The organism is Ardenticatenales bacterium (genome assembly GCA_020634515.1).
GTDB lineage: Bacteria > Chloroflexota > Anaerolineae > Promineifilales > Promineifilaceae > JAGVTM01.
In genome coordinates this window covers 952,936-979,814 of sequence record JACKBL010000001.1, presented here as the reverse complement: position 1 = coordinate 979,814, position 26,879 = coordinate 952,936, and the positions used below count along the sequence as shown (strand labels likewise).

Sequence of the window (26,879 nt, the reverse complement as noted above, 5' to 3'; positions counted from 1 at the left end):
TGCGCCATCAGGGGGATGGGGTCCACAATCAAAATTGCCTCCCAGGCAATATCAGGCAAATGTAGGCATCCCGACTTCCGCGGCGACGCCTACATCCGCATTGGAACGAGGAGGGATTATGAGTGTCTTTGATGTCGCCAAGACCAAAAATCGAGCATCCTCTGAGCGCCCATCTACCACCAGCACTCTCATTCGCATTCTGATTACGCTGGCCGTAGACGTAGGGGCCGGCTGGCTGGCTCTCAATTTCTGGTCCAATGGCGTTCCCTACCTGGCCGCCGTCATAGCTGCCATCGCCGTCCTCTGGACATGGGTATTACTGCGAAAAGAAGCATACCCTATCCGCTGGATGGTGATCGGCCTGACGATGATGATCCTATTCGCCATCTACCCCATTTTCTTCACCATTTACGTAGCCTTCACGAACTTCGGCGATGGTCATTTGCTCGCCAAAGACCAGGCAATCGTCCAAATAGAAAAGGAAACCTACCTTCCCGAAGGGAAAGCGGCCTTCACCTGGACCGCCTTCCGCGCCGCCGATGGCAGCTTTGCGCTCTGGCTACAACAAGACAGCAACCCAGGAATGTTGGCAAAGCCAGACGAACCCATCACGACCCCCAATCCAGGTGACCAGGGAGTGGGAGAATTCGACGAAAACGGCATTCCGGTCAGCATCGAGGGGTATGATCGTCTGAATAAGCTCACCGTGTTGCGGTACATGAACGATCTGGGCAATTTACGCTTTGGCGTAGATGAACAGATTGTACAGATCACGTCCACGGAAGCCGCCAGTGAACGGGAGCCGCTGTACCGGTACGACGCGGAGCAGGATCGGCTGGTGAATCAGGAAACGGGTGAGATTTTTGTGCCCATTGAAGGCACGTTCACCGGGCAAACCAGCGGCAAAGAACTGATTCCGGGCTTCCAGACTACGGTCGGCTTTGGCAACTTCCAGCGATTCTTCACCAGCCCCGCGTTGCGTGGTCCTTTGCTGCGCATCATTCTGTGGAACTTTGCTTTCGCTTTTCTCAGCGTGGTGATGACGTTTGCATTGGGGCTGGCTATTGCCTACCTGTTCAACGATCCGGAATTTCCGGGCAAGAAGATCATCCAGTCCTTGTTGCTCATTCCCTACACAATTCCCAGTCTAATCACGATCCTGATCTGGCGCGGCTTGATGAACCCGGACGTAGGTATAATCAACCGTACGCTGAGCGGTTTGATCGGCTTCTCCCCGCCCTGGTTCACGGATCAGTGGTGGGCCAAGATGGCTATCCTCATTGTAAACTTGTGGCTGGGCTATCCCTACTTCATGCTCATTTGCAGCGGCGCGCTGCAGGCCATTCCGCAGGATATTTATGCCGCGGCGGAAGTAGATGGGGCAAATGGCTGGCAACGGTTCCGCCTGATCACGCTGCCGCTGCTGTTGGTCGCGGTTGGCCCGTTGATGGTAGCTTCCTTCACGTTCAACTTTAACAACTTCAATCTGATTTATCTCTTTATCAGTGGGGGTCCGCCAATTGCCGGCACTATCAGCCGCGCCGGCCACACAGACATCCTCATCAGCTACGTCTACAACCTGGCCTTTGCCGGCGGGCGAGGCGCGGACTACGGCCTTGCCTCCGCCATCACCATCGTCATCTTCGTCATTGTTGCCGCCATCACCCTGGCGCAGTTCCGTTGGACCCGCATGTGGGAGGAGGTAAGTGAAAATGTCTAGCACCGTCGTTCGTGGCTCCAACATGACCATGAAGCAGCGCAAGCAAACAGGCATCATCATCCGCTGGATAGTGGCCCTGATCCTCATCTTCTTCGCCGTCTTCCCCGTCATCTTCACCCTGTCCGCCTCCTTCAACCCTTCCGACTCCCTGGCAACGCAAACGCTCCTCCCGCGCAACGCCTCCCTGGACAACTACCGCGAGTTGTTGACCAACCCCGTCTTCCCCTACTGGCGCTGGTACTTCAACTCCTTGAAGATTGCCCTCATCTCCACCATCCTCTCCGTCTCCATCACCACCCTGGCCGCCTACGCCTTCTCGCGCCTTCGCTTCACGGGGCGCGTCAACCTGCTGAAGATGATCCTCCTCATCCAGGTCTTTCCGGGCATCCTGGCCATCGTCGCCATCTTCCTCCTCGTCTCCCAAATTGGTGATGTCATTTCCACGCTGGGATTGAACACCCACGCCGGCCTGATCCTCGTCTACATGGGTGGGGCCATGGGCGTAAACATCTGGCTCATGAAAGGGTTTTTCGACTCTATCCCCCGCGACATTGACGAATCCGCCATGGTGGACGGAGCCACGCACTGGCAGACGTTCACCATGCTGCTGCTGCCTCTGCTGCGCCCCATCCTCATCGTCGTCGCCATCCTCACCTTCATCGGCACGTATGGAGACTTCCTCCTCGCCCGCGTCCTCTTGAAAAGCACCGAGCAGTACACGATCATGGTCGGTCTGCAAATCTTCACCTCCGGCCAGTTCTCGCAAAAGTGGGGCCAGTTCACGGCAGGCGCCCTGCTAGCCGCCCTGCCCATCATGCTCATCTACCTCGTCCTGCAAGACCGCATCGTCGGTGGCCTGACACAGGGCGCGGTTAAGGGCTAAACGCTCGATCTTTGTTTCCCGTCTACGCCAACGCCTGATGCAGCCGCAACCGGTGCATCAGGCGTTGTTATTACCGGTTTCCAATATGCGACGATTTGCTCTCCTCTTCCTGGCTGTGCTGTTTCTCGTGGCGTGCAACAATGCCCCGCCGCCTTCCCCCACCGTGACCAGCGCCCCCATCGGCCCACCCGCGACGTTCACATCCCCGCCACCAACACCCCCGCCCCCACCTCTGCCTACGGCCATCCCCAGCCTCCTCGTCCAGGGAACCGACGGACTCCCCTGGTGGAACGATACCGTCTTCTACGAAGTTTTCGTCCGCAGTTTCTACGATTCCAATGGCGACGGCATCGGCGACCTCAACGGCCTGATAGAAAAACTCGACTACCTCAACGATGGCGATCCCACCACCACCACCGACCTGGGCATCACGGGCATCTGGCTCATGCCCATCATGAAGGCCACCAGTTACCACGGCTACGACGTCGAAGACTACTACCAGGTGTCGCCAGAATACGGCAGTAACGACGATTTCCGCCGCCTTATGGAAGAAGCGCACGCTCGCGGTATTCGCGTCATCGTCGATCTCGTCCTCAATCACACGTCCGTGGAAAATCCCTGGTTCATTGCCGCCAAAGACCCCAACTCAGACAAACGCGACTGGTACATCTGGTCGGACACCGATCCCGGCTATCGCGGCCCGGATGGGCAGATTGTCTGGCACAGGTCGGCCTCCGGTTACTATTACGGCGTTTTCTGGTCGGGCATGCCTGACCTGAACTATGAAAATCTGGACGTGACGGCGCAAATGGAGGACGCAACCCGCTTCTGGCTGGAAGATATGCGGGTGGATGGCTTCCGCCTGGATGCGATCAAGCATATGGTGGAACAGGGGAAAGCGCAAGAAAACACGCCCGCCACCCATGATTGGTTACAGGCATACCACAGCTTCTACAAAAGCATCCGCGCCGATGCCTTCACCGTGGGCGAGGCGTGGACATCCACGCAGCAGGTGCTGAAGTACACCGGGGATGAAGTGGACATCGCCTTTCAGTTCGATCTGGCGCTGGCGGCGCTGAACAGCGCGGACAGTGGGTTTGGCATCCAGGTGGGCAAAGAACAGCAGGCGGTTGTTTCCTCATTCCCGCCCGGCCAATACGCCATTTTCCTGGCGAACCACGACCAGAATCGCCTTCTCACGCAATTGGATGGGGACGAGAACAAGGGGCGCGTGGCCGCGTCGTGGCTGCTCACGTCGCCTGGTGTGCCTTTTCTCTATTATGGCGAGGAGATTGGGATGCAGGGGAAGAAGCCGGACGAGGATATTCGCCGCCCTATGCAGTGGGATGGGAGCAGCTACCGGGCAGGATTCACGACGGGGAGGCCCTGGCGCGTGCCGGCAAATGACTACCCCGAACGCAATGTCGCCCAACAAAACGACAACCCCGGCTCCCTGCTCAACCACTACCGCCGCCTGATCCAGCTTCGCCACGAACACCCCGCGCTGCGTGTCGGCGACTGGCAGCCCGTGGACACCAACTCCCCGCGCGTCTATGCCTTTGTACGCCAGTCGGCGGCGGAAGCGGTACTCGTGATCATCAACTTCGGCGACGACGCGGACGAGAAGTACCGCCTCACACTGGAATCAGGGACACTCCCGCCCACCGCCAGCCTCACCCTCCTCATGGGCGAACCGGACCCCGCCCCTCTGACCATCCATGCGCAGGGAGGATTCGACGAATACCAGCCCTACGCCAGTTTGCCATCCTTCAGCACCACCATCATCCAGCTCACACCCTGAGGCCATCATGCAAGAATTCATCTTTGGCCCCCTCTCCAATGACATTCAGCGCCAGGCACACGAGCGCACCCAACGACTGGGCGTGCGCCACGATCAGCCCACGCCACCGCCGCCTGACGTAACCTTGCCCATCACCGTCACCGTTGCTTTGCCGCGGGCTGTGGAAAAGGTTCTCTGCCATCTGGCGCAGCCCGACGAGGCCATCATCCCCTTGCAATGGACGCGCACCGAATGGGACCTGGCAAACTGGCAGTATCGGCAGGTGTGGGAAGGGGTGATGCCGGCATTCCCCCACAACACCATCGTCCGCTACACCATTCACGCCTACCCCGCCGACGGCAGCGCCCCCATTCCCGCCAACGAGGGTGAACGCTACTCCTACCAGGTGGGTCAACCGCAGCCGCCAGAATGGAGCCGCGCCGCCATTATCTACCAGGTCTTTCCCGACCGCTTTTCCCCCGGAGAGGGGCGCGATTGGAACCCCACGCAAAACCTCGGCGACATCTACGGCGGCACACTGCGCGGCATCATCGAAAAGCTGGACTACATCGCCGATCTCGGCTGCAATTGCATCTGGCTCAACCCCTTCTTCCCGGACACAACCCACCACGGCTACCACGCCACCGACTACTTTCAAGTCAACCCGCGCCTGGGCACCATGGCCGACATTCGGGAACTGGTGGATGGGGCACACCAACGCGGCATGCGCGTGCTGCTCGATTTTGTCGCCAACCACTGGGGCAGCGGGCACGACACATTCCAACAAGCGCAAACAGACCCCGACAGCCCCTACATCAACTGGTACCACTGGCACGAATGGCCCCACGACTACAAAACCTTTTTCGGCGTGAAGGATTTGCCCCAGGTCAACGTAAACGATCCGGGCGCGCGCGACTATTTGTTGGATGCCGCCCGCTTCTGGCTGACAGACGTTCATTTTGATGGGTATCGCCTGGACTACGCCTGCGGCCCCTCGCACGATTTCTGGGTTGACTTTCGCGCCACGGTGAAGGCCGCCAATCCCGACGCCTGGATATTTGGAGAGGTCATCGAATCCCCCATGCTGCTGCTCTCCTATGGCGGTCGGCTGGACGGCTGCCTCGATTTCCTACTGTTGCAGGCGCTGCGGGACACCTTTGCCTTCCAATCCATGAGTCTGGCGCAGTTTGATGGCTTTTTACGGCAGCATGAGGCGTTCTTCCCCGATTCCTACAGCCGCCCCAGCTTCCTGGACAACCACGACATGAACCGGTTCCTCTGGCTGGCGCGGGGCGACACGCGCAAGTTGAAGCTGGCCGCGCTGTGCCAGTTCACGCTCTCCGGTGCGCCAATTGTCTATTACGGCACGGAAACCGGGCTATCGCAAAACGAGGACCTGCTAAAACCAGATGGGCGGGTCATTATGGAAGAATGTCGCCTGCCCATGGTCTGGGGAGAGGCGCAAGATGCCGACCTGCTCGCTTATTATCGCTGGCTGATTCATTTCCGCCGCCGCCATCCCGCCTTGTGGCAGGGGGTGCGGCAAACGGTCTACCTGGATGAGGGCGTGTATGCCTACACGCGCAGCGATGAGCAGGAGACAATCCTGGTTACGCTTAATCGGAGTGAGGCGGCGCGTGAGGTGACAATTGCCGGCATTTCTCTCACCCTGGAGCCATGGACAGGCGATGTCCGCGTCATGCGCTGATCGAATCCCAAATATGCGCGAATATATTGCCATATTTGGGTAGTCGGCTTATGATCAGGGACTAATTTTGTGCCAAATGTCGGTCCTTATCAGCTTCAGGCCGTAGTTCGAGTTGTTGTACAACAAACATACACAAATTGTTCATGCACAGAGTGCGACACGTAAAAGGCAAACGATCACGGATGGCGTGATTAAGGTCGCTTGTTCGCGTCCGTTTGCTCTCGTTTGCGTCCTGTCCGCGGAACAAATCGTAGCGCGTGCCCTGCACCATAGCGTATCCCCTTCGCCTGGGGCTTATGTTCCTGCGCGAACCCGGCAGCGTTTTTCCCATCAGCCACATCATCCCAGATGGGGGACGCCCCCTGGCGCACGGCGCGGACCAACAACCACCTACGCCCGGCAAGCATATTGACGGACCGCATTGGCACGTCTTTGACTTTTGTTGTCATTGGTTTCAAAAAAAATAGGAGGCATTTTGTGAAAGCTAAGCATTTACGTCTGTTCCTGCTGCTCGGGCTTCTCTTTGGACTCGCGCGCACCACTTCCGCCGCTTCCCCGGCAAACGCCATCATCTCCGCTCCTCCCTATACCGAAGTCCACACCCCCACCGGCACAAACGTCTGCGGAACCATCATCCATCACACCTTTTGGACTATTGATCAAAGTCCTTACATCATCACCTGCGACGTCGTCGTCATCAACGACGTGATCCTCACCATCGATCCCGGCGTCGTCGTCAAGGCAGACAGCGCCGACGACGACCTGCACATCTACGGCTCCCTCGTTGCCGATGGCGCGCCCGGTCAGCCTGTGGTTTTCACCTCCTACAAAGACGACAGCTTTGGCGGCGACAGCAATGGCGACGGCAATGCAACCTCCCCCGCGCCGGGCGACTGGGGCGGCATTTACATGCACTCGGGCACATACGGCAACACCATCGACAACGGCATCTTCCGTTTCGGCGGCAGCAATGCAGCCCAGGGCGCGGCTGCGCTGTTCCGCGTGGACAATGACGACCTGGTTATCAGCAGCAGCACGTTCCAGTTCTCCGCGGCCTACGGGGTATACGCCCTGGCAACCACGGCGCCGATCAACGTGAGTCTGAATGGCAATACGTTCAACAACAACAACGGCAACGGCTACTATGGCCTCACGTCCGCCATGAGCAGCAGCACGACGTTGACGAACAATAACTTCCAGAACAATGCCGGCAGCGGCGCGAAACTCTTCCTCAACGACGCCAACGGCAGCCTCACCCTTGCCGGCAACAGCGGCACAGGCAACACCCTCAACGGCGTCGAACTGAACGGCGGCATCAACGGCCCCTTCACCCTCAACGGCTCCGCGCAAACCAGCTTTGTGGCCGCGCTCGCCAGCGACTTCACCATCAAAGCGGGCGCAACCCTCACCGTCGCCGCCAACACCGCCATCAAATCCAGCGGTGGGGCCACGGACCTGCACGTCTACGGCACACTGGTCTCCGAGGGCACACCCGGCTCCCCCGTCACCTTCACGTCCATCAATGACAACGCCGTCGCCGGCATCACCGGCGACGCCAACATCAACGCCGCGCCTGGCGACTGGGGCGGTATCTACTTCCATGTCGGCAGCAGTGGCAACGTCCTCAGCAACCTGGACGTGGCCTACGGCGGCAGCAACGCAGCGCAAGGCGCCAACGCCAACCTGCGCAGCGACAACGTGGACCTGGCTATCAGCGCCAGCACCTTCCGCAACAGCGCCCTGGACGGCATCTACTTCGTCAGCAACAGCGGCAGCCGCACGCTGGATATTTCCGGCAGCACGTTTGCCAACAATGCCGGCAAAGGCCTCAACATGCTGGACACCAACGCCAGCCTCACCGCCAATCTCACCGGCAACACGTTCGACAGCAACAACACGGCGGCGAAACTGCTCCTCAGCAGCGGCAACGGCACGCTCACGCTGGACAGCAACGTCGTCAGCAACAACGGCCTGAACGGCACGGATTTGTCCGGTAATCTTGCCGGCACGCTCACCCTGGACAACACCAACCAGACCGATTTCCCCTTCGTCCTCAGCAGCGACATCAGCGTGCCCCTGGGCAGCACCCTCGCCCTCTCCGCCAACACCATCATCAAAGCCGGCAGCGCCAGCTCCGACCTGCAAGTGTTTGGAACCCTCACCGCCGCCGGACAACCCGGTCAGATAATCGCCTTCACGTCACTCAAAGACGACTCCGTGGGTGGCGACACGAACAACGACGGCGCGGCCACCACGCCCGCCCCCGGCGACTGGGGCGGCATTTACTTCCACGATGGCAGTACGGGCAGCGCCCTCAGCCGCTGCGTCATCGCCTATGGGGGCAGCAACGCCGCGCAAGGAACCAACGCCAACCTGCGCAGCGACAACGCCAGCCTCACCGTCTCCGTCTGCTCCTCCCGCGCCTCCGCCACGGACGGCGCATACCTGATCAGCAACGGCGGCGGACGCACCTTCACGCTGAACAACAACACGTTCCAGAGCAACGGCGACAGTGGCCTGGAAATGCTCTCCTCCGACGCCGACCTCACCGCCGCGCTCACCGGCAACGCCTTCCTGGCAAACCAAAGCGCGGGCGCGCGTCTGGTCCTGAACAATGGTCGGGGCACAGTTACGCTAAATGGAAACACGGCGGCGGGCAATGCGGTCAATGGTCTCTCCCTCTCCGGTTCGGTGGTGGGGACGTTGACGCTGGATAATAGCGCGCAAACGAATTTCGCCACGGTTTTATCGAGCGATGTCGTGGTAAATGCCGGCAGCACCCTGGCACTCTCTCCCGGAACCGTCGTCAAAGGAAAGGACGCCACCACTGACTTGCATTTGTACGGTACGCTTTCCGCCAATGGCTCGCAGACATCCCCCATCACCTTCACCTCTTTCCGCGACGACACCAGTGGCGGGGACAGCAACAATGATGGCGGCGCCACAACCCCGGCGGCTGGCGACTGGGGCGGACTCTACTTCCACCAGGGCAGTGCCGGCAACACCCTCAACCGCTGCTTCATTGCCTACGGCGGCAGCAGCGCCGCGCAAGGGGCCAACGCTAACCTGCGCAGCGACAACGCCACGCTCACCGTGAACAATTGCGTCCTCCGGGCCTCCGCCTCGGATGGTATGTACGCCGTCTTCGCCGCTGCTAACGGTGGCCTCACCCTGCAAAACAGCGCCTTCCGCAACAATGTGGGCGCCGGCGTGAACAGCCTCGTCTCCAGCCGTACGGCCAACGTCTACCTGAAAACCAACGCTTTCGAGAACAACACAGGCCCAGCCGCAAAACTACGCCTGATCAACGGCAGCGGTCAGCTCATTCTCGATGGCAACACGACCACCAACAACAGCCTCAACGGTGTTGACATCTCCGGCGGCGTCTCCGGCAACTTCACCGTTTCCAGCGCCAACCAGAGCAACTTCCCCCTGGTGATGACGGATGATCTCGTCGTCGTCAGTGGTGGAACGCTGACGCTCTCGCCCAATACCATTGTCAAGGCACAATCTCCGGCGATCGACCTGCACGTCTTCGGCGAACTGATCGCCGACGGCACGCCCACCCAGCCCATCATCTTCACGGCGCTGGAAGACGATGGTCCCGGCGGCGACACGAACAACGATGGCGGCGCCACCACCGGCACGCCCGGCGATTGGGGCGGCATCTACCTGCACGACAACGCCCCAGGCGGAACGTTGGATAACTGCGTCATCCGCTACGGCGGCAGCGTCTCGCAAGATGGCGCCAACGCCAACCTGCGCAGCAAGGCGGACACCCTCTCCGTCACCCGCTGCAGCATCACCAACAGCCTCCAGGATGGCATTTACCTGAATCATGCCGATTCCGGACCGGTTATCTTCCTCAATAACATCAGCGGCAACGGCATCTATGGCCTCTTCAACGGCGGCGCGGTAGCTATCTCCGCCCGCAACAACTGGTGGGGCGATGCAACCGGCCCATACCATCCCACGTTCAACCCCACGGGGCTGGGTGACGAAGTCAGCAACAACGTGGGCTACCAGCCGTGGCTGCCTTCCTACCTGATCTCCTCCGTCATTGACTACAACTATCAGTGGAACACCGGAACGACCGGCTCCAGCACCTGGGTGCTGTTCACGTCTGGCAGCTTCGTTGACGCGGCAGGCAATGGCGGCTCCTGGGTCTACCAGCAGGGCAACAACCAGATCTTCTTCAGCTACTCCGGCGCGCCCTGTAACGCCCTGTTCGTCGGCAGTTACACGGGTCCGGGCATCCTCGCGGGGCAGATGTTCTGCCGCGGCGGGGCCAGCAACTACGGGGTCTGGTCTGGCGTGGTCGCTACGTTCCTGACTTCGCCCGGCGCGGGTGGCAGCATCAAGTATTAGTTCTGTGGGCGATTGGGGCAGTCGTCAAGATTGACCAATCTTGCCAGTCCGTTCTCAAGCCCTTCCCCGTTGGGGAAGGGCTTTTTTGTAATTTGTGTCTCTCGTGGGCCGGCGGAAACCTCCAGCCAAAATACCCCGTCATTTGTGAGCAAGAACGGGATGGGGCGATGATTGCCGGCAAAACACATCTCCTTTTGGGGGCATTGACCATTGCGCCCTCATCTTTGTCGTAACAAAAAAGCCGGACTTCGGCTGAAGTCCGGCTTTTTGCTGCGCTGCCGCCGGGGACGGCGCGTTTACAGAAAGGTGAGGTTACTTGATTTGCACGTTGAGGTCGGCAAAAATGCCGGCAGCAATCGTAGACGTCCACACCCCTTTCACACCGGAACCATCACGGCAAGCGCGGTAACCATTCACAATGTTGCCACCGGGGAACATGCCAATGGAAAGCGCGTTGCACTGTGAATTCTGGTGCAGCATGTACAGGCGGTGCGGGTTGGGCTGTTCAACCCAAACGCCGCCGCCGCCCGCGCTGTCGGTAAACGTACCACCCTGATAGAGGTAATACGTACCGCTGCCCGTCTGGCCGTTGTTCATGGAGTACTGATAGTTGAGGATCAAGTATGCCTGGCTATCCGTCACGTTCATGGATACGGCCACGTCGCCAAAGGGACGCGCGGGGTCGTTGCTCTGGATGCGCACAGTGCCGGTGTACAGCCCGTTCTGGGAGATAGGCGGCTGGGCGCTGAAGGTGAGGGTGACGTCGGTATGACCACCACCGGGGATGGTGCCGCTGGTCACGTTCGCGGAGAGCCAGGGGATTTCCGGCGGAGCCAGGTAGTCGAGGATGGCTTCCAGGGATTGCTGACCGTTGCCGGCATTTGCATTCTGAATACCCTCCCACATAAACGGGAAGAAGACGGCGGTGTCGGAGTAAATGCCGGCATTGTTCCCATTATTCCCCAGGAAACTCACCTGCGCATTCGCGTTCGGCGTCACCGGGTCGGAATAATCCGTCCCCGGATAGCTCAACGTATACGGCCCCAAACCCGCAAAATCATTCTGGCCCGTCACACTCGTGTAATTACCGTTGTCATTCGACATACTGCCGACGCCCAGGTAATTCTGCATGAACGACGTCAGACCACGATCATAGTAATAATCCTGGCTGCTCAAGAACAGACGCCCACCCCCATTCAGGTAAGTCGCCAATTCCACTTCATCCGTTGCCGTGGGGCCAGCTTCCGCGGGCGTACCAAACTGGTCGCCGGAGAACCATACGACCACATCGTACGCGCTCATCGCCGCCGCCGTCGGACCGTTGCCGGACCCGCCGCCCACGTCAAACACATTATAGCTGATGCCCAGCGCCGTCAACGCCGCCTCATAGTAAGGACGAACGTTCGGGGAGTTATCATCATCGTCCACCAACAGCACCGACACGATCTGCGTAGCCGGTGGCTCATAGCCACCGTTGATCTCCTTCAACTGCCACGTCAACGGCAGATTGCCCAGGTTATCAATGCGAAGCGTCTGCTGCGACGTTTCCCCCAAAGCTAATTGGGCAGTAACCGCGGGGGGTAATCCCAACCCCGACGTAGGGTCGAGTTGGATGTCCAGCGGCGTCACATTGCCATCCGTTACGGTCACATCAGTCACCGTCGCGTCCAGATGGTAATCCGCGCTAGCCTGGATGATCCAGGTTCCCTGCGGCAATGAGAGCGAATAGAAACCCGTGACCGGGTCACTGGTCGTGGAGATACCCAGGTTGGGTTCCATCACCGTTCCGGCCAAAGGCTCTCCCGTGAGCGAATCGGTGAGATAGCCGTCCACGGAACCTTCGTTGCCACCCAACACGTGCAGGAAGACAGCGCTCATCGGTCCCCAATTGTTGGCCGCGTCGCGCCCACGCACGTAGATAAGGTGCTGCCCACCGGCGAGACCAGACGTATCCACGCTGGCGATAATGCCCTCGTTGGGGCTGTTGAAGTTGCCATCGGATGGCTGCATAGCGATGGGCGTACCGCCATTCCACGGCGGCGTGTCCACATAATACTCCGCCGCGGCGATGTTCTGCGTCGGTTCCGTGCCATTGGCGCTGCTGAAGCGCGTGTCGTTTGCCACGCCCGTGAGCGTGACGGGGTCGCCCGGATTGATCAAACCGTCGGACACGGCCACGTTCAATGTTTCCGGACCGGCGGGGGTCATATAGGGCGTACGCGGAACCTTCATGGCATAAAGGAGCGCGCTCATATTTGCCGGCAAAATCTGGTTCTCAAACGTCGAGCAGCTCTGGAAGAAAGAGGTGCCGATCTCAAACGTGTAAGCAGACACGCCCAGATCGCCATAGAAGAAGTCATCCGTCGTGCCATCTGTCGGATAGAGACCGATGGACTGCTCAGGATAGTGACCGTTGTAATAGGCGAACTTGCGCCCCAACGTTTGCAGCGCGGTTCCATTGCCCGTCGGCGTGGCCGTAAAGCCCCAGGGCCAGAGAACCAATTCGCCATAGCTGTGTACGTCAATGTAGAGGCCGGTCGCGTCCGTAGGCGCGGGTTCGGGCAGGGGGTCGCCACGCTGATCGGGGAAGATGCTGCGAGCGTAGGTTTGCACGGCCTGTACTTCCGGCTCGGAGGCAGGCGACGCGCCGCGGTAGGTTTCGCTGCACTGGCTGCCACTGGAACCGCCGCAGCAGCCCCACTGGAACTCGAAGTTACGGTTGAGGTCCGCGCCGCGCGAATTGGTGTTGGCGCAGTAGTTATTGTTCGTGTTCTTGCGCCAGGAGAGGCCCGTCTCCGCCATCTTGCGCCCATCCGGGTTGGTTTGCAGCATGAGGTGAACCTCATGGTTGTCCAATACCCAGGTCACATCGGGATCAACGTTGTAGTTAGCAATGAGGTACTCGGCAAAGCGGGTCATCAATTCGGCGGTGGCGTATTCACGGGCATGAATGGCAGACGTGATAAACATGACGGGCTTGGGACCGGGAATGGCATTGTTCGTCAGTTTCAAGACCATCATATCGTAGCCGGCATTACCGCCGGGCGTCACCTTTTCCCAACTATCGCCTACATCAATCCAGGTTGCCAGGTTAGGATAATTGGCCGCCAGTTGGGCTGCCGTTGCATAGGTTTCTTCCACCGTGCGGTAGCATGGATAACCGGGAATGGTGTTAATGTCCTGTCCGGGAAGCGGGACATTGGGACGGCTGAATTGCGCCGTGAGGTCCGCGTCCAGTTCCACGTCAAAACCGGTGACAATCAGGTACTCATACTGGCTGCGCGTCACGCCCAGGACAACGTAACCACGGTCGTAGTTTACTTCCCATGGTTCGGTCCAGGTGGAGAGATCGGCAACCATTTGCGGGTCGCTGAAATAAGCGCGTACCACGAGCAGACGGGATTCCGTCGCTTCGCGGAAGTCGCCCGCCGGCGCTGAGCGGGTGGTGCTGGCCAGCAGCGCACCCAATCCCAGCATAAAGATCAACAAAAGCAAGGGGGTTTTTCTCATTGGTTTTCTCCTACTACTACAATGTGGGAACATGAAAGTATGCCGCAAGAATAGTACCTCATTTGTGTTGAGTGACAAACGTTTGCGCCGGACGCCAGCTCTCATGTTATGGCGCGATCTGGATGGGAACCTGGTAGGGATTGTGGAAATTGCCATCCCATCCCACCAGAACCAGGCGGATGACGTAGTCGCCTGCCGGCATTTCTCCCGCGTACAACACCTCCAACACCCCATCACTAACCGGCTGTGTATGCGTAGACCCAAACGTCACCCAGGCTGTCGGGTTCGCGCCCCGGCCGATCTCCAACTTGTAATACTGCACCTGCGCCGAATTGAACATGGCGCTGCCCCAGATCGAAACCGGCCCACGCACCTGCTGGCCCGGCAGCGGCGACGTAATCACATAGCTGGCGCTGTCGGACGTGCCGCCGCCGTGGTCAACACGGCTGCTATCGCTTCCACCACTGCCACCGGAGACATTGGCGCGGGCCACACCCACAGGGCAGGCCGTGGCCGGCGCCATCTGGTAGCCGCTGCCCCGCGCCCACAACCGTGCCCGCACTTCGTCAGGATAAAATGGCGGCACCGGCAGCAGCAACCGGGCCGCCGCGCTCCCCGCGCTCCGGCTGCCCGTGACCACGCAAGTGGACGGCAGCGGCGGGCGCGCACCATCAGTCAACGCCGGCTGCGACTGCCAGACGGACTGCGCCCCCGCCGCGTCCATTCCCGCCGTCACCAACGTCCACGCCCCCGGATTACTGGTCACGTCCGGGGCGTACCCCAGGCGAGCCACGGCATGGACGGCCTCGCCGATCAGGAAAAGGTCGGGGCGCGAGGCAGCGCAAACGCTGCCCCCCGTGCCCGCGGGCAGGCAAACGGCGCGCTCTTCGATGCCGTTGGGACGGGGGAACTCGGTGGGCGGCATTTGCCCGTTCACCGCGAGTTGCCGCCGCATTTGTTCATCGGCGTAAACACCCTGCATGATGCGGTTCCAGATGGGGGCCGCGCCAGACAGCCCGGACGTATCGCGCATGGGGTGGTTGTCGGTGTTGCCGGACCAGACGCCCACGACCAGGCCGGGGGTGTAGCCCATCGTCCAGTTGTCGCGGTAGTCGTTGGTGGTTCCCGTTTTCACGGCGGCGGGGAAGGGGAGGCGCAGCGGGCTGTTCGCGCCCATGGCGGGCGTGCGGGCGCGGTTGTCGCTGAGGATGTCGGTGAGGATGTAGGCAATGCGGGGGTCCAGGGCGTTAGATGCCGGCACACGATCCCGCTGCTGATCGTAAATCACATTGCCAAAACTATCCACAATACGCAACACACTCACCAGTCGCGGGCGTCGGCCCTGGTTCGCCAGCGTCGCATACGCCTGCGTCAACTCCAACAGCGGCACCTCCCCACCCCCCAACGTCAGCGCCAGCCCATAGTAGCCCGGCGGCTGCCGCAGCGATGCCACGCCCAACGTCTGCGCCATGCCGATAACGGCGGGGAGACCTACATCGCGGGCCAACTGAATCGGCGGAATGTTGTAGCTATTCGCCAGCGCATCCCGCAGCAGCAGCGGACCATGATACCGCCCATCATAGTTGCGCGGTTGCATTGTCTGGCCACCGCCGAGGTCCAACACAATAGGCACATCCCACAGCACATCCCCCGTGGTCCACCCCCGCTGCATGGCCGCCGCATACGTAATCGGCTTAAAACTGCTCCCCGGCTGGCGCGCTTGCAGCGTCATATTAAACTGCCCGTCAATCGCCTCGTCAAAATAATCCAGGCTGCCCACCATGCTCAGGATTTCTCCGGTAGCCGGTTTGAGAACGACCACCGCCGCATTACGGACGTCATGCGCCGCCGCCCGCGCCGCCACGACTTCCCGCGCCGCCGTTTCCGCCAGGCGCTGTATGTTCAAGTCGAGGCTGGTGGTCACCTGCCAGCCGTTGCGCGTGAAAGCGTCGGGACCATAGCGCCGCTCCAATTCCTGCTGCACATACAGCACAAAATGGGGCGTATCCAGATGCGTGGCGGCGGCGCGCTGCGCCACGGGAATGAGCGGGGCCAGAGATAAGGAACGCGCTTTTTCCGCCTCCGCCGTCGGCGCATCAATGAACCTCTCCTCCACCATCAGGTCGAGAATGTTCTCCTGACGCGCCTTGGCCCCGTCGAAATTGGTGTATGGGTCCCAATCGAGGGGAGCCTGCGGCAGTCCGGCCAGGAAAGTCGCCTCCGCCAGCGTCAGGTCGGCGGCAGACTTGCCGAAGTAGGTCTGCGCCGCCGCCGCCGCGCCATACGCCAGGTTGCCGTAGTAAATCTCGTTCAGGTACATCGTGAGGATGTCCTGCTTGCTGCGCTGCTGCGTGAGAATAAAGGCGTAGAAGATTTCCAGCGCCTTGCGCTGGTAGCTGGGCGTGACCCGTTCCTCGTAGGAAAAGGCGATGTGGCGCACCAACTGCTGCGTGATGGTGCTGGCTCCCACGGGGCGGCCTTCCTGATGGCGCAGATTGCTGATGATGGCGGCGACGATGGCCGGCGGATCAAAGCCCGGATTGCGCCAGAACGTATCGTCTTCGACGGCAATGGTGGCGTTTTTCAGGGCATCCGGTAACTGTTCATAGGTCAGCCAACTCCGTTTTTCCACGGGGGGCTGTTCATAGAGCAGTGTGCCGTTACGGTCGAAGATGCGCGGCGTGCCACCGACGCCGCTGCCCTGGTAGTTGACGATTTGCTGGATCGTCCCCGCCAACTGGCGGCTGAAGTAGATGTAGCTGCCAAAAAACAACAGCCCGGCCAAAATGATGCCCACTAATCCCCACTGGAACAGGAAAAGCAGCAGGCGCAGGCAGCCGGGAAGCCGGCGCGCGGGTTTTTCAGGAGGGGGTGGCGGCTGGTACGGCCGCAAATACTTGAATTCGTAATTGCCCATGCCGCAATGGTAGCATAGAGTCCGCGGGGACCGAAGACGCACCCATGAGAAAAAAGGCGGAGGGCGCGTATTTTCTTCTCGTCTACGCGATTGCCACCGCTGGCAATGACGAGAATGCCTGGCCTGACTGTTTGCCGCGGAAAACGAGGGATTTGGCGATCTGGGCTACGGTGCAGCCAATGGCATTGACCGCTTCCTGGGTGGTGCGGGTGGAGTCGGGCAGTTCGATGACCTGGCAGGCGAAGCCATGTTCAGCGAGGATGTCTTGGACTTTTTGGGCGCTGTGGCGAAGGGGCATGGGGTTTGAGATAGTTGGCGCTTGATAGTTGGCAGTGGATAGTTGGTTGATGGCTGTCAATGGGTGATTTTTCGGTTATTATACGCAGGATGGCGTGACGCACATACGCGGAGATTGCACGCTTTGTGATTGTTCAGAGACAGGTTGGCGATTTGCCCATGAGTTTTTTCGCGGATAACGCCCACATTTTCACCCGACTGGTTGAGATCATCCTCTTTTTCTTCCTGGCCTGGGTGCTGCATCGTCTCTCCGGGCGATTGGCGCGGCGCGTGGTGCGGTTGGGTCGGCTGGCAGGGCCGGAATCGGGGATGCGGCGGCAGCGGCAGCATACGTTGCAAAGCCTGATTGCCAGCGGGATCACGTTGTTGGGGTTTATCAGTGCCGGCATTCTCTCTCTCGGGCTATTCATACAGGCGGACACCCTCATCTGGATCATCGGCCTGTTCAGCGCCGCCTTTGGCCTCGGCGCGCGCCCGTTGATCAGCGACTTCCTCACCGGCCTCAGCTTTATCTTTGAAGACACCTTCGACGTGGGGGAAAAAGTGGAGATATTAGGCGTGGAAGGCGTCGTAGAAGAAGTTAACCTGCGCACGACGAAGCTGCGCGCTCCGGGTGGCGAAGTATTCATTATGCCCAATGGCGAAGTGCGCGTGGTGCGCAATTTTAGCCGCGGGCGCTTCTCTTTGGTGAAAGTGCAATTGAAGTTGGATGCGGCGGAGTTGGGGGTGGCTTTGCCGGCATTAGAAGCCATGCGTGAAGAGGCCATGACCGCCCTGCCCAACCTATTAGAACCATGGCGCATCATCAGCGAAACCGGCACACTGGGAGAACACGCCGAACTCACCCTCGTCGCCAAAGCTCGCTTTGGTAAAGCCGCCGATATGCGCCCCCGCCTGCTCGCCTTCCTACAAGAACAACTGGCCGACATAGACATCTCCCCGGTTGACTAAGTCCTATCCGCAAAGGGTCTCCCATCTTTAGATTAGTTCATTCTTGGAGAATGCACCAATCTTCAAACGTTGCCCACCTGAGTTTGTGCCCAAACCGGCAAACTCGCTATAATCCCACCAATGAGTTTTCCGAACTGGACTTTATGGGGCATGGGCCTGTCCGCCGTGGGCGCGCTCATCGCCATCACCCTCTCCTTGGTGGCGCAATCCCCGCGCCTGGCCCGCCGTTTTAATCTGTACGACGCGCGCCTGGGTGAGCGCGTACGCGCGCTCACGGGATACGCTCTGGCGCTCCTTTTGCTGACGTTTGGTTTTTTCCTGGCGGGCGTTCCTTTGGATTCGCGAAATGCCGGCAATGCCGGCACACCCATCGTCATCGTCGTCACCGCCACCCCCGCCCAAAGCGTGGCAAACGCCACCTTCACCCTCACCGTCCCCTTGCCCACGAATACGCCGGGCACACCCGTGAGCGGCGCGTTTGACGCCCCCCTGCCACGCCCGGCCACCGTCACCCCCACGTTTGACGCCACCCAGTCGGCCAGCGCCACCAACCGCCCCCCCTCTGTCACCCCCACGCCGCTGCCGTCCGCCACTGCCAATGCGTTGGGTACGCCCGCACCCTCGGCCACAAGCACCCCCACACCCACAGCCACGCACACGGCCACCGCCACCGCATCCCCTACGCCTACAACCAGCCCCACGCCCACCATCACCCCCACCCCCTCGCTAACGCCCACGCCCATAAGCGGGCAAACGGCGACCGTGGAGACGCGCGGCAGCACGCTGTGGCTGCGCCGCACGCCGGGCGGTACGCCGCTGGTCATTTTGCAGGATCAAGACACGGTGCTGGTGCTGCCCGGCCACGCGAACCAGACGGGCGCCCTCTGGCAGGAGATCAGCACGTTGGACGGAACCACCGGTTGGGTGCGGTTGGCGTATCTGGTTATCACACCGTGAGGCGTTTCTATTTTTCCATGAGGTAGGCTTCGAGGGCATCGGTATTTGCCGGCATCGCCCGCGGTAACGAAGCTTGAGCCAACGCCGTGTCCGGGTCCTTCAACCCATGCCCCGTGAGCACGCACACCGCCGTCTTGCCCGTCGGATCAATCTCTCCCCTGGCAATTTGCTGCTTCAATGCCGCCACCCCCGTGGCCGAAGCAGGCTCCACGAACACCCCTTCCAGACGCGCCAACAACCGCCAGCTTTCCAGTATGTCCGCGTCGCTGACAGCCGTGATCTGACCATCGGATTCGTCCAGCGCCGCCAATGCCTGCTGCCAGCGTGCGGGATTGCCAATGCGAATGGCCGTCGCAATCGTCTCCGGATTAGCGACGACGTGCCCGCGCACAATGGGCGCAGCCCCTTCTGCCTGTCCCCCCAGAAGGCGTGGCCAGCCCCGGTCATACTGTTTGTAACCCATCCAGTAGGCGGAGATGTTGCCGGCATTCCCCACCGGCAAACAGTGCCAATCCGGCGCCCGCCCCCCCAACTGATCGCAAATCTCAAACGCGCCCGTCTTCTGCCCCTCCAACCGCCACGGATTGATGGAATTCACCAACGCAATCGGCTGCCGCTCCGCAATCTCCCGCACCATCGTCAAGCCATCATCAAAAGACCCGGCGATGCTGACTACCTCCGCCCCATAAGCCAGACACGCCGCCAGCTTCCCCAGGGCAATCTTCCCCTCAGGAACCAACACCACACAGCGCAAACCGGCACGCGCCGCATACGCCGCGGCGCTGGCCGCCGTGTTCCCCGTGCTGGCGCAAATAACCGCCCGCGCGCCCTCATGCACAGCCTGCGTAATCGCCGCCGTCATCCCTCGATCCTTGAAGGATCCCGTAGGATTGACCCCCTCATACTTCAAAAACAGCCGCATCCCCGCCCCTGGAGCCAGCGTCCGCGCCAGGTTCCGCGCCTCAATAAGTGGCGTGTTCCCCTCATGCAGCGTCACGATACGCACATCGTCGGCAAACGGCAGCAATGGTCGGTACGCTTCTAATACACCTTGCCAGACCATACACACCTCTGAGTAATGGCTTTCCGCGTCGGAAAGCCATTACCGGACAGTTTCAAACCTTCCCGGAAGCGTGCAGCTTCCGGGAAGATAAATGACATTAGTTCCCACCTGGAATCACCAGTTCCTGCCCTGGATAAATCACGTAAGGAGCCGTAATGTTGTTCTTCTCCGCAATCGTCGTCCACACGACGCCATAACGCAGTGAGATCAAAAACAGCGTTTCGCCCGGCTCCACTTTGTGCACAAACTCAGGGGCAATGCCGGGAGCGTTGGCGGGGATTTTCAGAACCTGCCCCACCACGATCTGGTTCGGATTCACAATTCCGTTGGCTTCGGCAATCTGCACCCAGCTAATGCCGTATGCCAGCCCTATGCGGAAAAGGTTGTCACCCGCCTGAACCGTGTACGTGGTCTCTTCCAGAGTCGGCGCGGCCGGCTCATTAAGCGGCGGGATGCGCAGCACCTGACCCGCTTCAATACGATTGGCATTAGGCAAGTTGTTGTACTGCGCCAAAACCACCCAGGACAATCCATATTTCAGCCCGATCTGGTAAAGACTCTCACCCTGAGCCACGGTATGCGTCTCGGGGCGGGCAGTTGGAGCGGCAACGGCTTCACCCTCGGCGGGCGCGGCTTCACCCTCGGCGGGCGCGGCTTCACCCTCGGCGGGCGCGGCTTCGCCTTCGGCGGGCGCGGCTTCACCCTCGGCGGGCGCGGCTTCACCCTCGGCGGGCGCGGCTTCGCCTTCGGCGGGCGCGGCTTCGCCCTCGGCGGGCGCGGCTTCGCCCTCGGCGGGCGCGGCTTCACCCTCGGCGGGCGCGGCTTCGCCTTCGGCGGGCGCGGCTTCGTCGCCAGGACGCGGAGATTCACCGGCAGCTTCCCCTTCGGCGGGCGCGGCCTCACCCTCGGCGGGCGCGACTTCCCCTTCAGCCGGAGCAACTTCGCCTGCCGCTTCTTCTCCGGCGGCAGGCGCGGCTACTTCTTCGCCTGCCTGCTCACCGGTCGTTTCGCTCGTGGGCGCAACATCCGTCGGGGTGCTGGGCTGCTGCAACGGACGCTCACACGCCACCAGCACCAACATGAGGATAACAAACAGTGCAAACAGCTTCTTCAAAAAAGGATGTGACATCTCTACCTCGCCTCCTACGTTCAAGGATAACTCGACGGTTCAGGAACATAGTTCCTTCATGGCAATCCACACGTCTGCTGTGTCATCACGGTTGGTCCAATTTACCGGAAAATAACCGGGTATTCCGTAAATGGCTGCTTCATCTTCAACACCCGATCAGATTCTAAAAATGCCCATCTGTTATTGGATCAACGACATAAAATTGCTCACCCTGCTCAAGAGTTGACCATAATATAGCACGGATTGATTTTTACGTAAAGCAGGACATTTTGGCAGGGTGCACGGCATTCTTGTTAAGGACTGACGAAAAATAAAGCAGGGAATTGCGTCGTCAGTTAGAAGGAACGGTAAGGAAACAACTTCGCCGTCTTCTTTCGTTTCCGTTCCTAACGGCGTGCCATGCTGTATTTCCGCGCCTGGCAAGGAATTCCAACCATGTGTACAGAAAATCGTCGTCGGGCTTCCTCCAATGGGTCACTTTCACGACCACCTTCCCGGAAGTTGTTTTGATGCTAGATGATTGGGAGATTGGACCAATTTCACGCGCTCAATGTCTCAAAGAAGAATTTTTCCGATATTGTCCGCGGCGCGGGCTACAGCCAGAAGCGTCAGGCCAACCTTCGCATCCTTGTTTAGGAGGGCGGACAACGCGGCGGTGCCGTTGATCGGGTAAACCACGATGGCGCCTAGCTCGCCTTCAACCAGGAGCCGCTCAACGGCTCCGCGTCCCAGCCGCGCCAGCGTTGTCTCCCCCAGGGCAATGAGCGTGGCCGCCAGGGCGGCAATCTGTGGCATATTGGTGGCACCGCTCTCGTCGCCAAGTTCATAGGGATAAGCCGCCACGACGAACCCTTCGGAGCTGACAATGACGGCTCCCTGCAAACCAGGGACGTTTTCGATCAGCTCTTGCAGTCGTTCTTCAAGGATATTGACCCGATAGTAGGTACTCATAATTGGGCGAACGTGGTCAATTGCTGGTAGTTAATGGTCAATTGGTGGTTAGTCGTGGCTGGTTGGGATTGATTTAAGGTACGACCTCGCGTCTGGCGAAATCCATATAGGGTGAGCGGAATCGAGGCTTTAGCCGGGTCAAACCCCATATATGGGCCGGCTGAAGCCTCCACTCCAAGAACGCCAGAGTCCAGTACGACGTACGGGGAAAGTGCGTCACACCTGCTAATGGAGCATGGGAATTTTGACGCCGCGTTCGCGGGCGACTTCGATGGCTCTTTCGTAGCCGGCATCAACGTGGCGGGCGACCCCCATGCCGGGATCAACGGTGAGAACGCGCTGGAGGCGGGCGGCAGCGGCGGGTGTGCCATCCGCAACGATGACCTGGCCGGCGTGCAGGCTGTAGCCAATGCCGACGCCGCCGCCGTGGTGGAAGCTAACCCAGGTAGCCCCGCTGACGGCATTGACCAGGGCGTTGAGGATGGGCCAGTCGGCAATGGCGTCGGAGCCGTCGCGCATGCGTTCCGTTTCGCGGTTGGGGCTGGCGACGGAACCGGCGTCGAGGTGGTCGCGGCCAATGACGATGGGGGCTTTGACGACGCCGCTGGCAACCAGTTCGTTGAACTTCAGTCCGGCACGCGCGCGTTCACCGTATCCCAGCCAGCAAATTCGTGCCGGCAATCCCTGAAAATGCACCTGCTCTTGCGCCATCTTGATCCAGCGATGCAGCGGTTCATCGTCCGGGAAGAGTTCCAGAATAGCGCGGTCCGTGGCATAAATATCCTCCGGGTCGCCGCTGAGGGCTACCCAACGGAATGGCCCCTTGCCTTCGCAAAAGAGCGGACGAATGTAAGCGGGAATAAAGCCGGGGTAGCTAAATGCGTCGGCGACGCCATGATCAAACGCCCGCTGGCGCAGGTTATTGCCATAGTCAAACACAATCGCTCCGCGCCGCTGCATTTCCACCATTGCCGCGCACTGCTGCGCCATCGATTCCATGGAAAGCGCCTGAAAAGCGGCGGGATCGCGGTCACGCAATTCGCGCCCATCGGCAAAGGAAAGGTGGTGCGGGAAATAAGCGAGCGGATCGTGCGCCGAGGTCTGGTCGGTGACGATATCGGGAATGAGGTTGCGCCGCGCTAATTCGGGAAAGATCGTGGCGGCGTTGCCAATGAGGCCAATGGAGCGGGGCTGCCGGCATTCCACGTAATACTGCACCCGTTTCAGCGCCTCATCCAGGTCTTCGGCCACTTCGTCGATGTAGCGATGTTCCAGGCGGCGGTTGGCACGCCAATCGTCTACTTCCACAATCAGCCCCACGCCTTCGTTCATGGTCACGGCCAGGGGCTGCGCGCCGCCCATTTCCCCCAGTCCGGCAGTAAGAACCCATTTGCCGCGCAAGGAGGGCCAGCCCGCTTGCCGCGCCGCGGCGGCAAATGTTTCATATGTGCCTTGCAAAATACCCTGCGTGCCAATGTAAATCCAGCTTCCCGCCGTCATTTGCCCATACATGATCAGCCCTTCAGCTTCCCATTTATCGAAATTTTCCTGGGTAGCCCAGTGAGGCACAATGTTGGAGTTGGCAATGAGGACGCGAGGGGCATCGGCATGGGTGCGGAAAACGGCAACAGGCTTGCCGCTTTGCACGAGCAGCGTTTCATCATTCTCAAGTTGGCGCAGCGATTCAAGAATGGCGTCAAATGCATCCCAATTGCGGGCGGCGCGCCCCCGTCCGCCGTAGACGATGAGGTGTTCGGGGTCGCCGGCGACTTCGGGGTCGAGGTTGTTTTGCAACATGCGGTAGGCGGCCTCCTGCAACCATCCTTTGCAGTGCAGTTCGGTGCCAACCGGAGCGCGGACAATGCGTTTCATGTGATATTACTCCTTCGAAAATGTAGGGCGATTTTCCAAATCGCCCGCCCGATTTGGAAAATCGGGCTACGATGGCGCACCATTTTCATTCATGGTGGTCGGCGGCAGCCGGTGAAGTCTCCTGGAAGATTAGAAAGGCCGAATGACGAGGGACGAAAAACATCTTCATAATTCGTAACTCATGCTACATGTCAAGTATAGTATGGGCAGGGGACGTGTCAAGAAGGGGCGGTATGCTATAATTCGGCCGGCAGGGCACATTCGCGGCCCGTGATCTTTTATTTTTGCACGCCCCAGTAGACGGATGAGCAATGAGTTGATTTTGGTGATAGACGACAGCCGTGAGATCGTCAAACACCTGACGGAGCATTTGTTGCCGGCATTTGGCTACCGCTCCCTGGCTGCATTTGATGGACGCGCCGGGGTGGCGATGATCCAGCGCCATCAGCCTGATCTGGTGCTGCTCGACCTCAATCTGCCGGAAATGACCGGGCTGGACGTGTTGCAACGGCTGGCGCAGCTCTCCATTCGCGTGCCCGTGGTCTTGATGACAGGGTACGGGTCGGAAAAAAGCGCCATTACCGCATTCCGCCTGGGCGCGCGCGACTACCTGATCAAGCCATTTACGACAGACGAGGTGCGGGAAACGTTGCAACGGGTGTTGAGCCAGGCGCAGCCCGGCGCAGGCGAGGCGCAATTGACGCAACTGCGGCAGGCAAACGCGGAGATGAGCCAACGGCTGCAAGAGATGAAGCAGCTTCTGCGCATTGGGCAGGCGCTGGCGGGGCCGTTAGAGATGCAAGAGGTGATTCGGCGAGGATTGGCGGCGGCGGTGCATCTGACACAGGCGGAAGAGGGGGTGATGTGGCTGGTGGTGGGGAATGAAATGCCGGCATTCACCTACACAAACAGCCAGTTCACGGAAATGCCGGCACTCATCCAACCCACGCACGCCCCAAACCTGGCCGACGTGCTACAAGGAAAAACGTGGCGACAATCCGCCTTCTCCGGGACAGGCATCCTGCTCACCGAAGCTTACGCCGCGCGCGCCATCCTGGCCGTCCCCCTGGGAGAGACACCCGTCCTGGGCATTCTCGCCGTCGTCAACCGCACCACCCCACGCAGCTTCAGCGAACAACAACAATCCCTGCTGAAAATGCTGTCCGGATTCATCGTTGGCGCAATGCAGCAGACGCGCGCCAGAGCAGACCAGTCCACCCAACCGAGTACGGACCAGACGGAAGCCCGCACCCTGGCGGAATTAACCCGCGGCATCACCTCCTCGCTCGACCTGAAACAAGTGCTCCGGCAGGCCATCCACCGCGTCCATGCCTTGTGGGACATCGAAGCCTCCTCCATCTGGCTGCTAAACGAATCGCGCCGCTCGCTGCGGGTACTGGCCAGCGTCGGTGTGACCACGGGCCTCATGAGCAAGATCGAAGTCCCCCTCAACAAAGGACTCGTGGGCTACACGGTGCGCACGGGAAAGTGGATTTATACAAACGATGCCCGTAACCATCCGCTGCACCACCCCGCTATTGATGACATCACGGGGTTTTCTACCCGCTCCCTGCTCTGCGTTCCCCTGGTATTTCGGCAGCGGATCATTGGCGCTTTGGAACTCGTGAATAAGCGCTCTGCGCCTTTCCATACCCAAGATGTCGAACGGGCCATCTTCATCGCCACGGCGTTGGCCGTGGCCGTAGCCAATGCCCTGCTCTATAAACAGGCGCACTCGCGGCAGCGCCAATTAGCGGCTACCCTGGAATACAGCACCAGCCCGATCATGATCATTGACACCCGGCAGCGTGTTCTGCTGCTCAATCGAGAAGCGCGGGCGCGTCTGGACCTGACTTCCCAGGTAGTGGGGCAGCCGGTAGAACAAGTGGTGCATTTTGCGGAACTGGCCCAATTTATCGTACAGCCACTAACAGATGCCGGCAGTTGCCAGCTACAAATCGAAATGCCCGATGAAACCGTCTGGCTGTGCATGTTAGGCCCCATTCCCGGTTACGGGCGGGTACTCATCATGCAAGACATCACCACCCTGCACCACATTGCCACCATCAAATCAGACCTCTTCACCACCATTTCCCACGACATGCGCGCTCCCCTGGCATCGATCATTGAGTTTGCCAGCCTGTTGCGCGATTCCGGCCACCTTCCCGACGTTCAGCGACGATACGCGACCTACATTGGCAACGCATCCACCCACATGTTGACTATGCTCAATGACCTGCTCGACCTGGCGCGGATCAACGCACGCATCAACCAGGCGCGACAGTTGTGCCAGGTACACGACACATTGCGCGATGTGCTGGCGGATTTGCAAGGAAATGCTATCCTCAAGAACATCACGCTGCGCCTGAAGGCAGCGGAGATTATTCCACCCATTTCTGCCGATCCCATGCAATTGCGCCAGGCCATTGGCAACCTGGTGGACAACGCCATCAAATACTCTCCCGCCAATTCCGAAGTCATCATCCACGCCTATTCGGCCAATGGTGCGGTGTTGGTACAGGTGCAGGACAAGGGGATCGGCATTCCTCACTCTGATATGCCTTTCATTTTCGACCGCTTCTATCGCGTCCAAACGTCACATTCCGTAGAAGGCAACGGCCTGGGGCTGGCCATCGTGCGTTCGATTGCCGAAGCGCATGGGGGCCAGGTGTGGGTGGAAAGCGAGTTGGGCGCAGGATCGACTTTTACGTTGCAATTGCCGGCATCAACCCTCCCCCCCGCTCCCGACACGCAAACCGCTGTCCCAAGATGA

15 protein-coding genes are annotated in these 26,879 nt (G+C 59.9%); 8 read left to right on the top strand and 7 right to left on the bottom strand.

Translation table 11 applies throughout. The features are described 5' to 3' along the window. The first annotated feature begins 118 nt into the window (after positions 1-118). From malF to H6650_03715, 5 genes are all read left to right on the top strand, one after another. A complete protein-coding gene (gene malF / locus H6650_03735; GenBank protein MCB8951105.1) occupies positions 119-1,720 on the top strand; it encodes a maltose ABC transporter permease MalF in 1,602 nt (533 codons plus the stop codon). After that, the gene (locus tag H6650_03730) at positions 1,713-2,603 is read left to right on the top strand and encodes a sugar ABC transporter permease (GenBank protein ID MCB8951104.1); all 891 of its coding nucleotides are present in this window, start codon (positions 1,713-1,715) and stop codon (positions 2,601-2,603) included. The genes malF and H6650_03730 overlap by 8 nt, the downstream gene beginning before the upstream one ends. An 85-nt stretch (positions 2,604-2,688) precedes the next feature. Beyond that, on the top strand, positions 2,689-4,404 hold the full coding sequence (locus H6650_03725; protein ID MCB8951103.1) for a DUF3459 domain-containing protein: 1,716 nt from the start codon (positions 2,689-2,691) through the stop codon (positions 4,402-4,404). Between the two features lie 7 nt (positions 4,405-4,411). Then, on the top strand, positions 4,412-6,091 hold the full coding sequence (locus H6650_03720) for a glycoside hydrolase family 13 protein (GenBank protein MCB8951102.1): 1,680 nt from the start codon (positions 4,412-4,414) through the stop codon (positions 6,089-6,091). 477 nt (positions 6,092-6,568) lie between these two features. Continuing rightward, a complete protein-coding gene (locus tag H6650_03715; protein ID MCB8951101.1) occupies positions 6,569-10,459 on the top strand; it encodes a right-handed parallel beta-helix repeat-containing protein in 3,891 nt (1,296 codons plus the stop codon). A 312-nt stretch (positions 10,460-10,771) separates the two neighbouring features. Here H6650_03715 and H6650_03710 read toward each other — a convergent pair whose 3' ends face one another. The 3 genes from H6650_03710 to H6650_03700 all read right to left on the bottom strand — a co-directional run bounded on the left by H6650_03710 (position 10,772) and on the right by H6650_03700 (position 17,184). Beyond that, entirely contained in the window at positions 10,772-13,969 is a 3,198-nt protein-coding gene (locus H6650_03710) for a hypothetical protein (GenBank protein MCB8951100.1), read from the bottom strand. Between the two features lie 106 nt (positions 13,970-14,075). Then, positions 14,076-16,886 carry a penicillin-binding protein gene (locus H6650_03705; protein ID MCB8951099.1) on the bottom strand — a complete coding sequence of 937 codons (2,811 nt, stop codon included), beginning with the start codon at positions 16,884-16,886 and terminating at the stop codon, positions 14,076-14,078. An 82-nt stretch (positions 16,887-16,968) separates the two neighbouring features. Further along, positions 16,969-17,184 carry a hypothetical protein gene (locus tag H6650_03700; GenBank protein MCB8951098.1) on the bottom strand — a complete coding sequence of 72 codons (216 nt, stop codon included), beginning with the start codon at positions 17,182-17,184 and terminating at the stop codon, positions 16,969-16,971. Positions 17,185-17,342: 158 nt separating this feature from the next. Here H6650_03700 and H6650_03695 point away from each other — a divergent pair, with 158 nt between their 5' ends. Beyond that, positions 17,343-18,134, top strand: a complete 792-nt coding sequence (locus H6650_03695) for a mechanosensitive ion channel (protein ID MCB8951097.1) — start codon at positions 17,343-17,345, stop codon at positions 18,132-18,134. Between the two features lie 120 nt (positions 18,135-18,254). Further along, positions 18,255-19,091 (top strand): hypothetical protein, encoded by an 837-nt coding sequence (locus H6650_03690; protein MCB8951096.1) that lies wholly within the window; start codon positions 18,255-18,257, stop codon positions 19,089-19,091. Positions 19,092-19,098: 7 nt separating this feature from the next. On the opposite strand, the gene H6650_03685 is transcribed toward H6650_03690, so the two are convergent. The 4 genes from H6650_03685 to hutU all read right to left on the bottom strand — a co-directional run bounded on the left by H6650_03685 (position 19,099) and on the right by hutU (position 24,106). Next, positions 19,099-20,154, bottom strand: coding sequence for a threonine synthase (locus H6650_03685; protein MCB8951095.1), 1,056 nt, complete (start codon positions 20,152-20,154; stop codon positions 19,099-19,101). 97 nt (positions 20,155-20,251) lie between these two features. After that, the gene (locus tag H6650_03680) at positions 20,252-21,283 is read right to left on the bottom strand and encodes a LysM peptidoglycan-binding domain-containing protein (GenBank protein MCB8951094.1); all 1,032 of its coding nucleotides are present in this window, start codon (positions 21,281-21,283) and stop codon (positions 20,252-20,254) included. A gap of 555 nt (positions 21,284-21,838) precedes the next feature. Then, complete coding sequence (locus H6650_03675; protein MCB8951093.1) at positions 21,839-22,234, bottom strand: roadblock/LC7 domain-containing protein; 396 nt, start codon at positions 22,232-22,234, stop codon at positions 21,839-21,841. 225 nt (positions 22,235-22,459) lie between these two features. After that, on the bottom strand, positions 22,460-24,106 hold the full coding sequence (gene hutU / locus H6650_03670; protein MCB8951092.1) for a urocanate hydratase: 1,647 nt from the start codon (positions 24,104-24,106) through the stop codon (positions 22,460-22,462). A gap of 304 nt (positions 24,107-24,410) precedes the next feature. On the opposite strand from hutU, the gene H6650_03665 reads away from it, so the two are divergent. Beyond that, positions 24,411-26,879: a GAF domain-containing protein gene (locus tag H6650_03665; GenBank protein MCB8951091.1), complete on the top strand. Its 2,469-nt coding sequence runs from the start codon at positions 24,411-24,413 to the stop codon at positions 26,877-26,879.

What these genes read in the sequence shown, in the direction of transcription:
- malF (MCB8951105.1), top strand. Translation starts at nt 119, where the DNA reads ATGAGTGTCTTTGATGTCGCCAAGACCAAAAATCGAGCATCCTCTGAG.
- H6650_03730 (MCB8951104.1), top strand. Translation starts at nt 1,713, where the DNA reads ATGTCTAGCACCGTCGTTCGTGGCTCCAACATGACCATGAAGCAGCGC.
- H6650_03725 (MCB8951103.1), top strand. Translation starts at nt 2,689, where the DNA reads ATGCGACGATTTGCTCTCCTCTTCCTGGCTGTGCTGTTTCTCGTGGCG.
- H6650_03720 (MCB8951102.1), top strand. Translation starts at nt 4,412, where the DNA reads ATGCAAGAATTCATCTTTGGCCCCCTCTCCAATGACATTCAGCGCCAG.
- H6650_03710 (MCB8951100.1), bottom strand. Translation starts at nt 13,969, where the DNA reads ATGAGAAAAACCCCCTTGCTTTTGTTGATCTTTATGCTGGGATTGGGT.
- H6650_03705 (MCB8951099.1), bottom strand. Translation starts at nt 16,886, where the DNA reads ATGGGCAATTACGAATTCAAGTATTTGCGGCCGTACCAGCCGCCACCC.
- H6650_03700 (MCB8951098.1), bottom strand. Translation starts at nt 17,184, where the DNA reads ATGCCCCTTCGCCACAGCGCCCAAAAAGTCCAAGACATCCTCGCTGAA.
- H6650_03695 (MCB8951097.1), top strand. Translation starts at nt 17,343, where the DNA reads ATGAGTTTTTTCGCGGATAACGCCCACATTTTCACCCGACTGGTTGAG.
- H6650_03690 (MCB8951096.1), top strand. Translation starts at nt 18,255, where the DNA reads ATGAGTTTTCCGAACTGGACTTTATGGGGCATGGGCCTGTCCGCCGTG.
- H6650_03685 (MCB8951095.1), bottom strand. Translation starts at nt 20,154, where the DNA reads ATGGTCTGGCAAGGTGTATTAGAAGCGTACCGACCATTGCTGCCGTTT.
- H6650_03680 (MCB8951094.1), bottom strand. Translation starts at nt 21,283, where the DNA reads ATGTCACATCCTTTTTTGAAGAAGCTGTTTGCACTGTTTGTTATCCTC.
- H6650_03675 (MCB8951093.1), bottom strand. Translation starts at nt 22,234, where the DNA reads ATGAGTACCTACTATCGGGTCAATATCCTTGAAGAACGACTGCAAGAG.
- hutU (MCB8951092.1), bottom strand. Translation starts at nt 24,106, where the DNA reads ATGAAACGCATTGTCCGCGCTCCGGTTGGCACCGAACTGCACTGCAAA.
- H6650_03665 (MCB8951091.1), top strand. Translation starts at nt 24,411, where the DNA reads ATGAGCAATGAGTTGATTTTGGTGATAGACGACAGCCGTGAGATCGTC.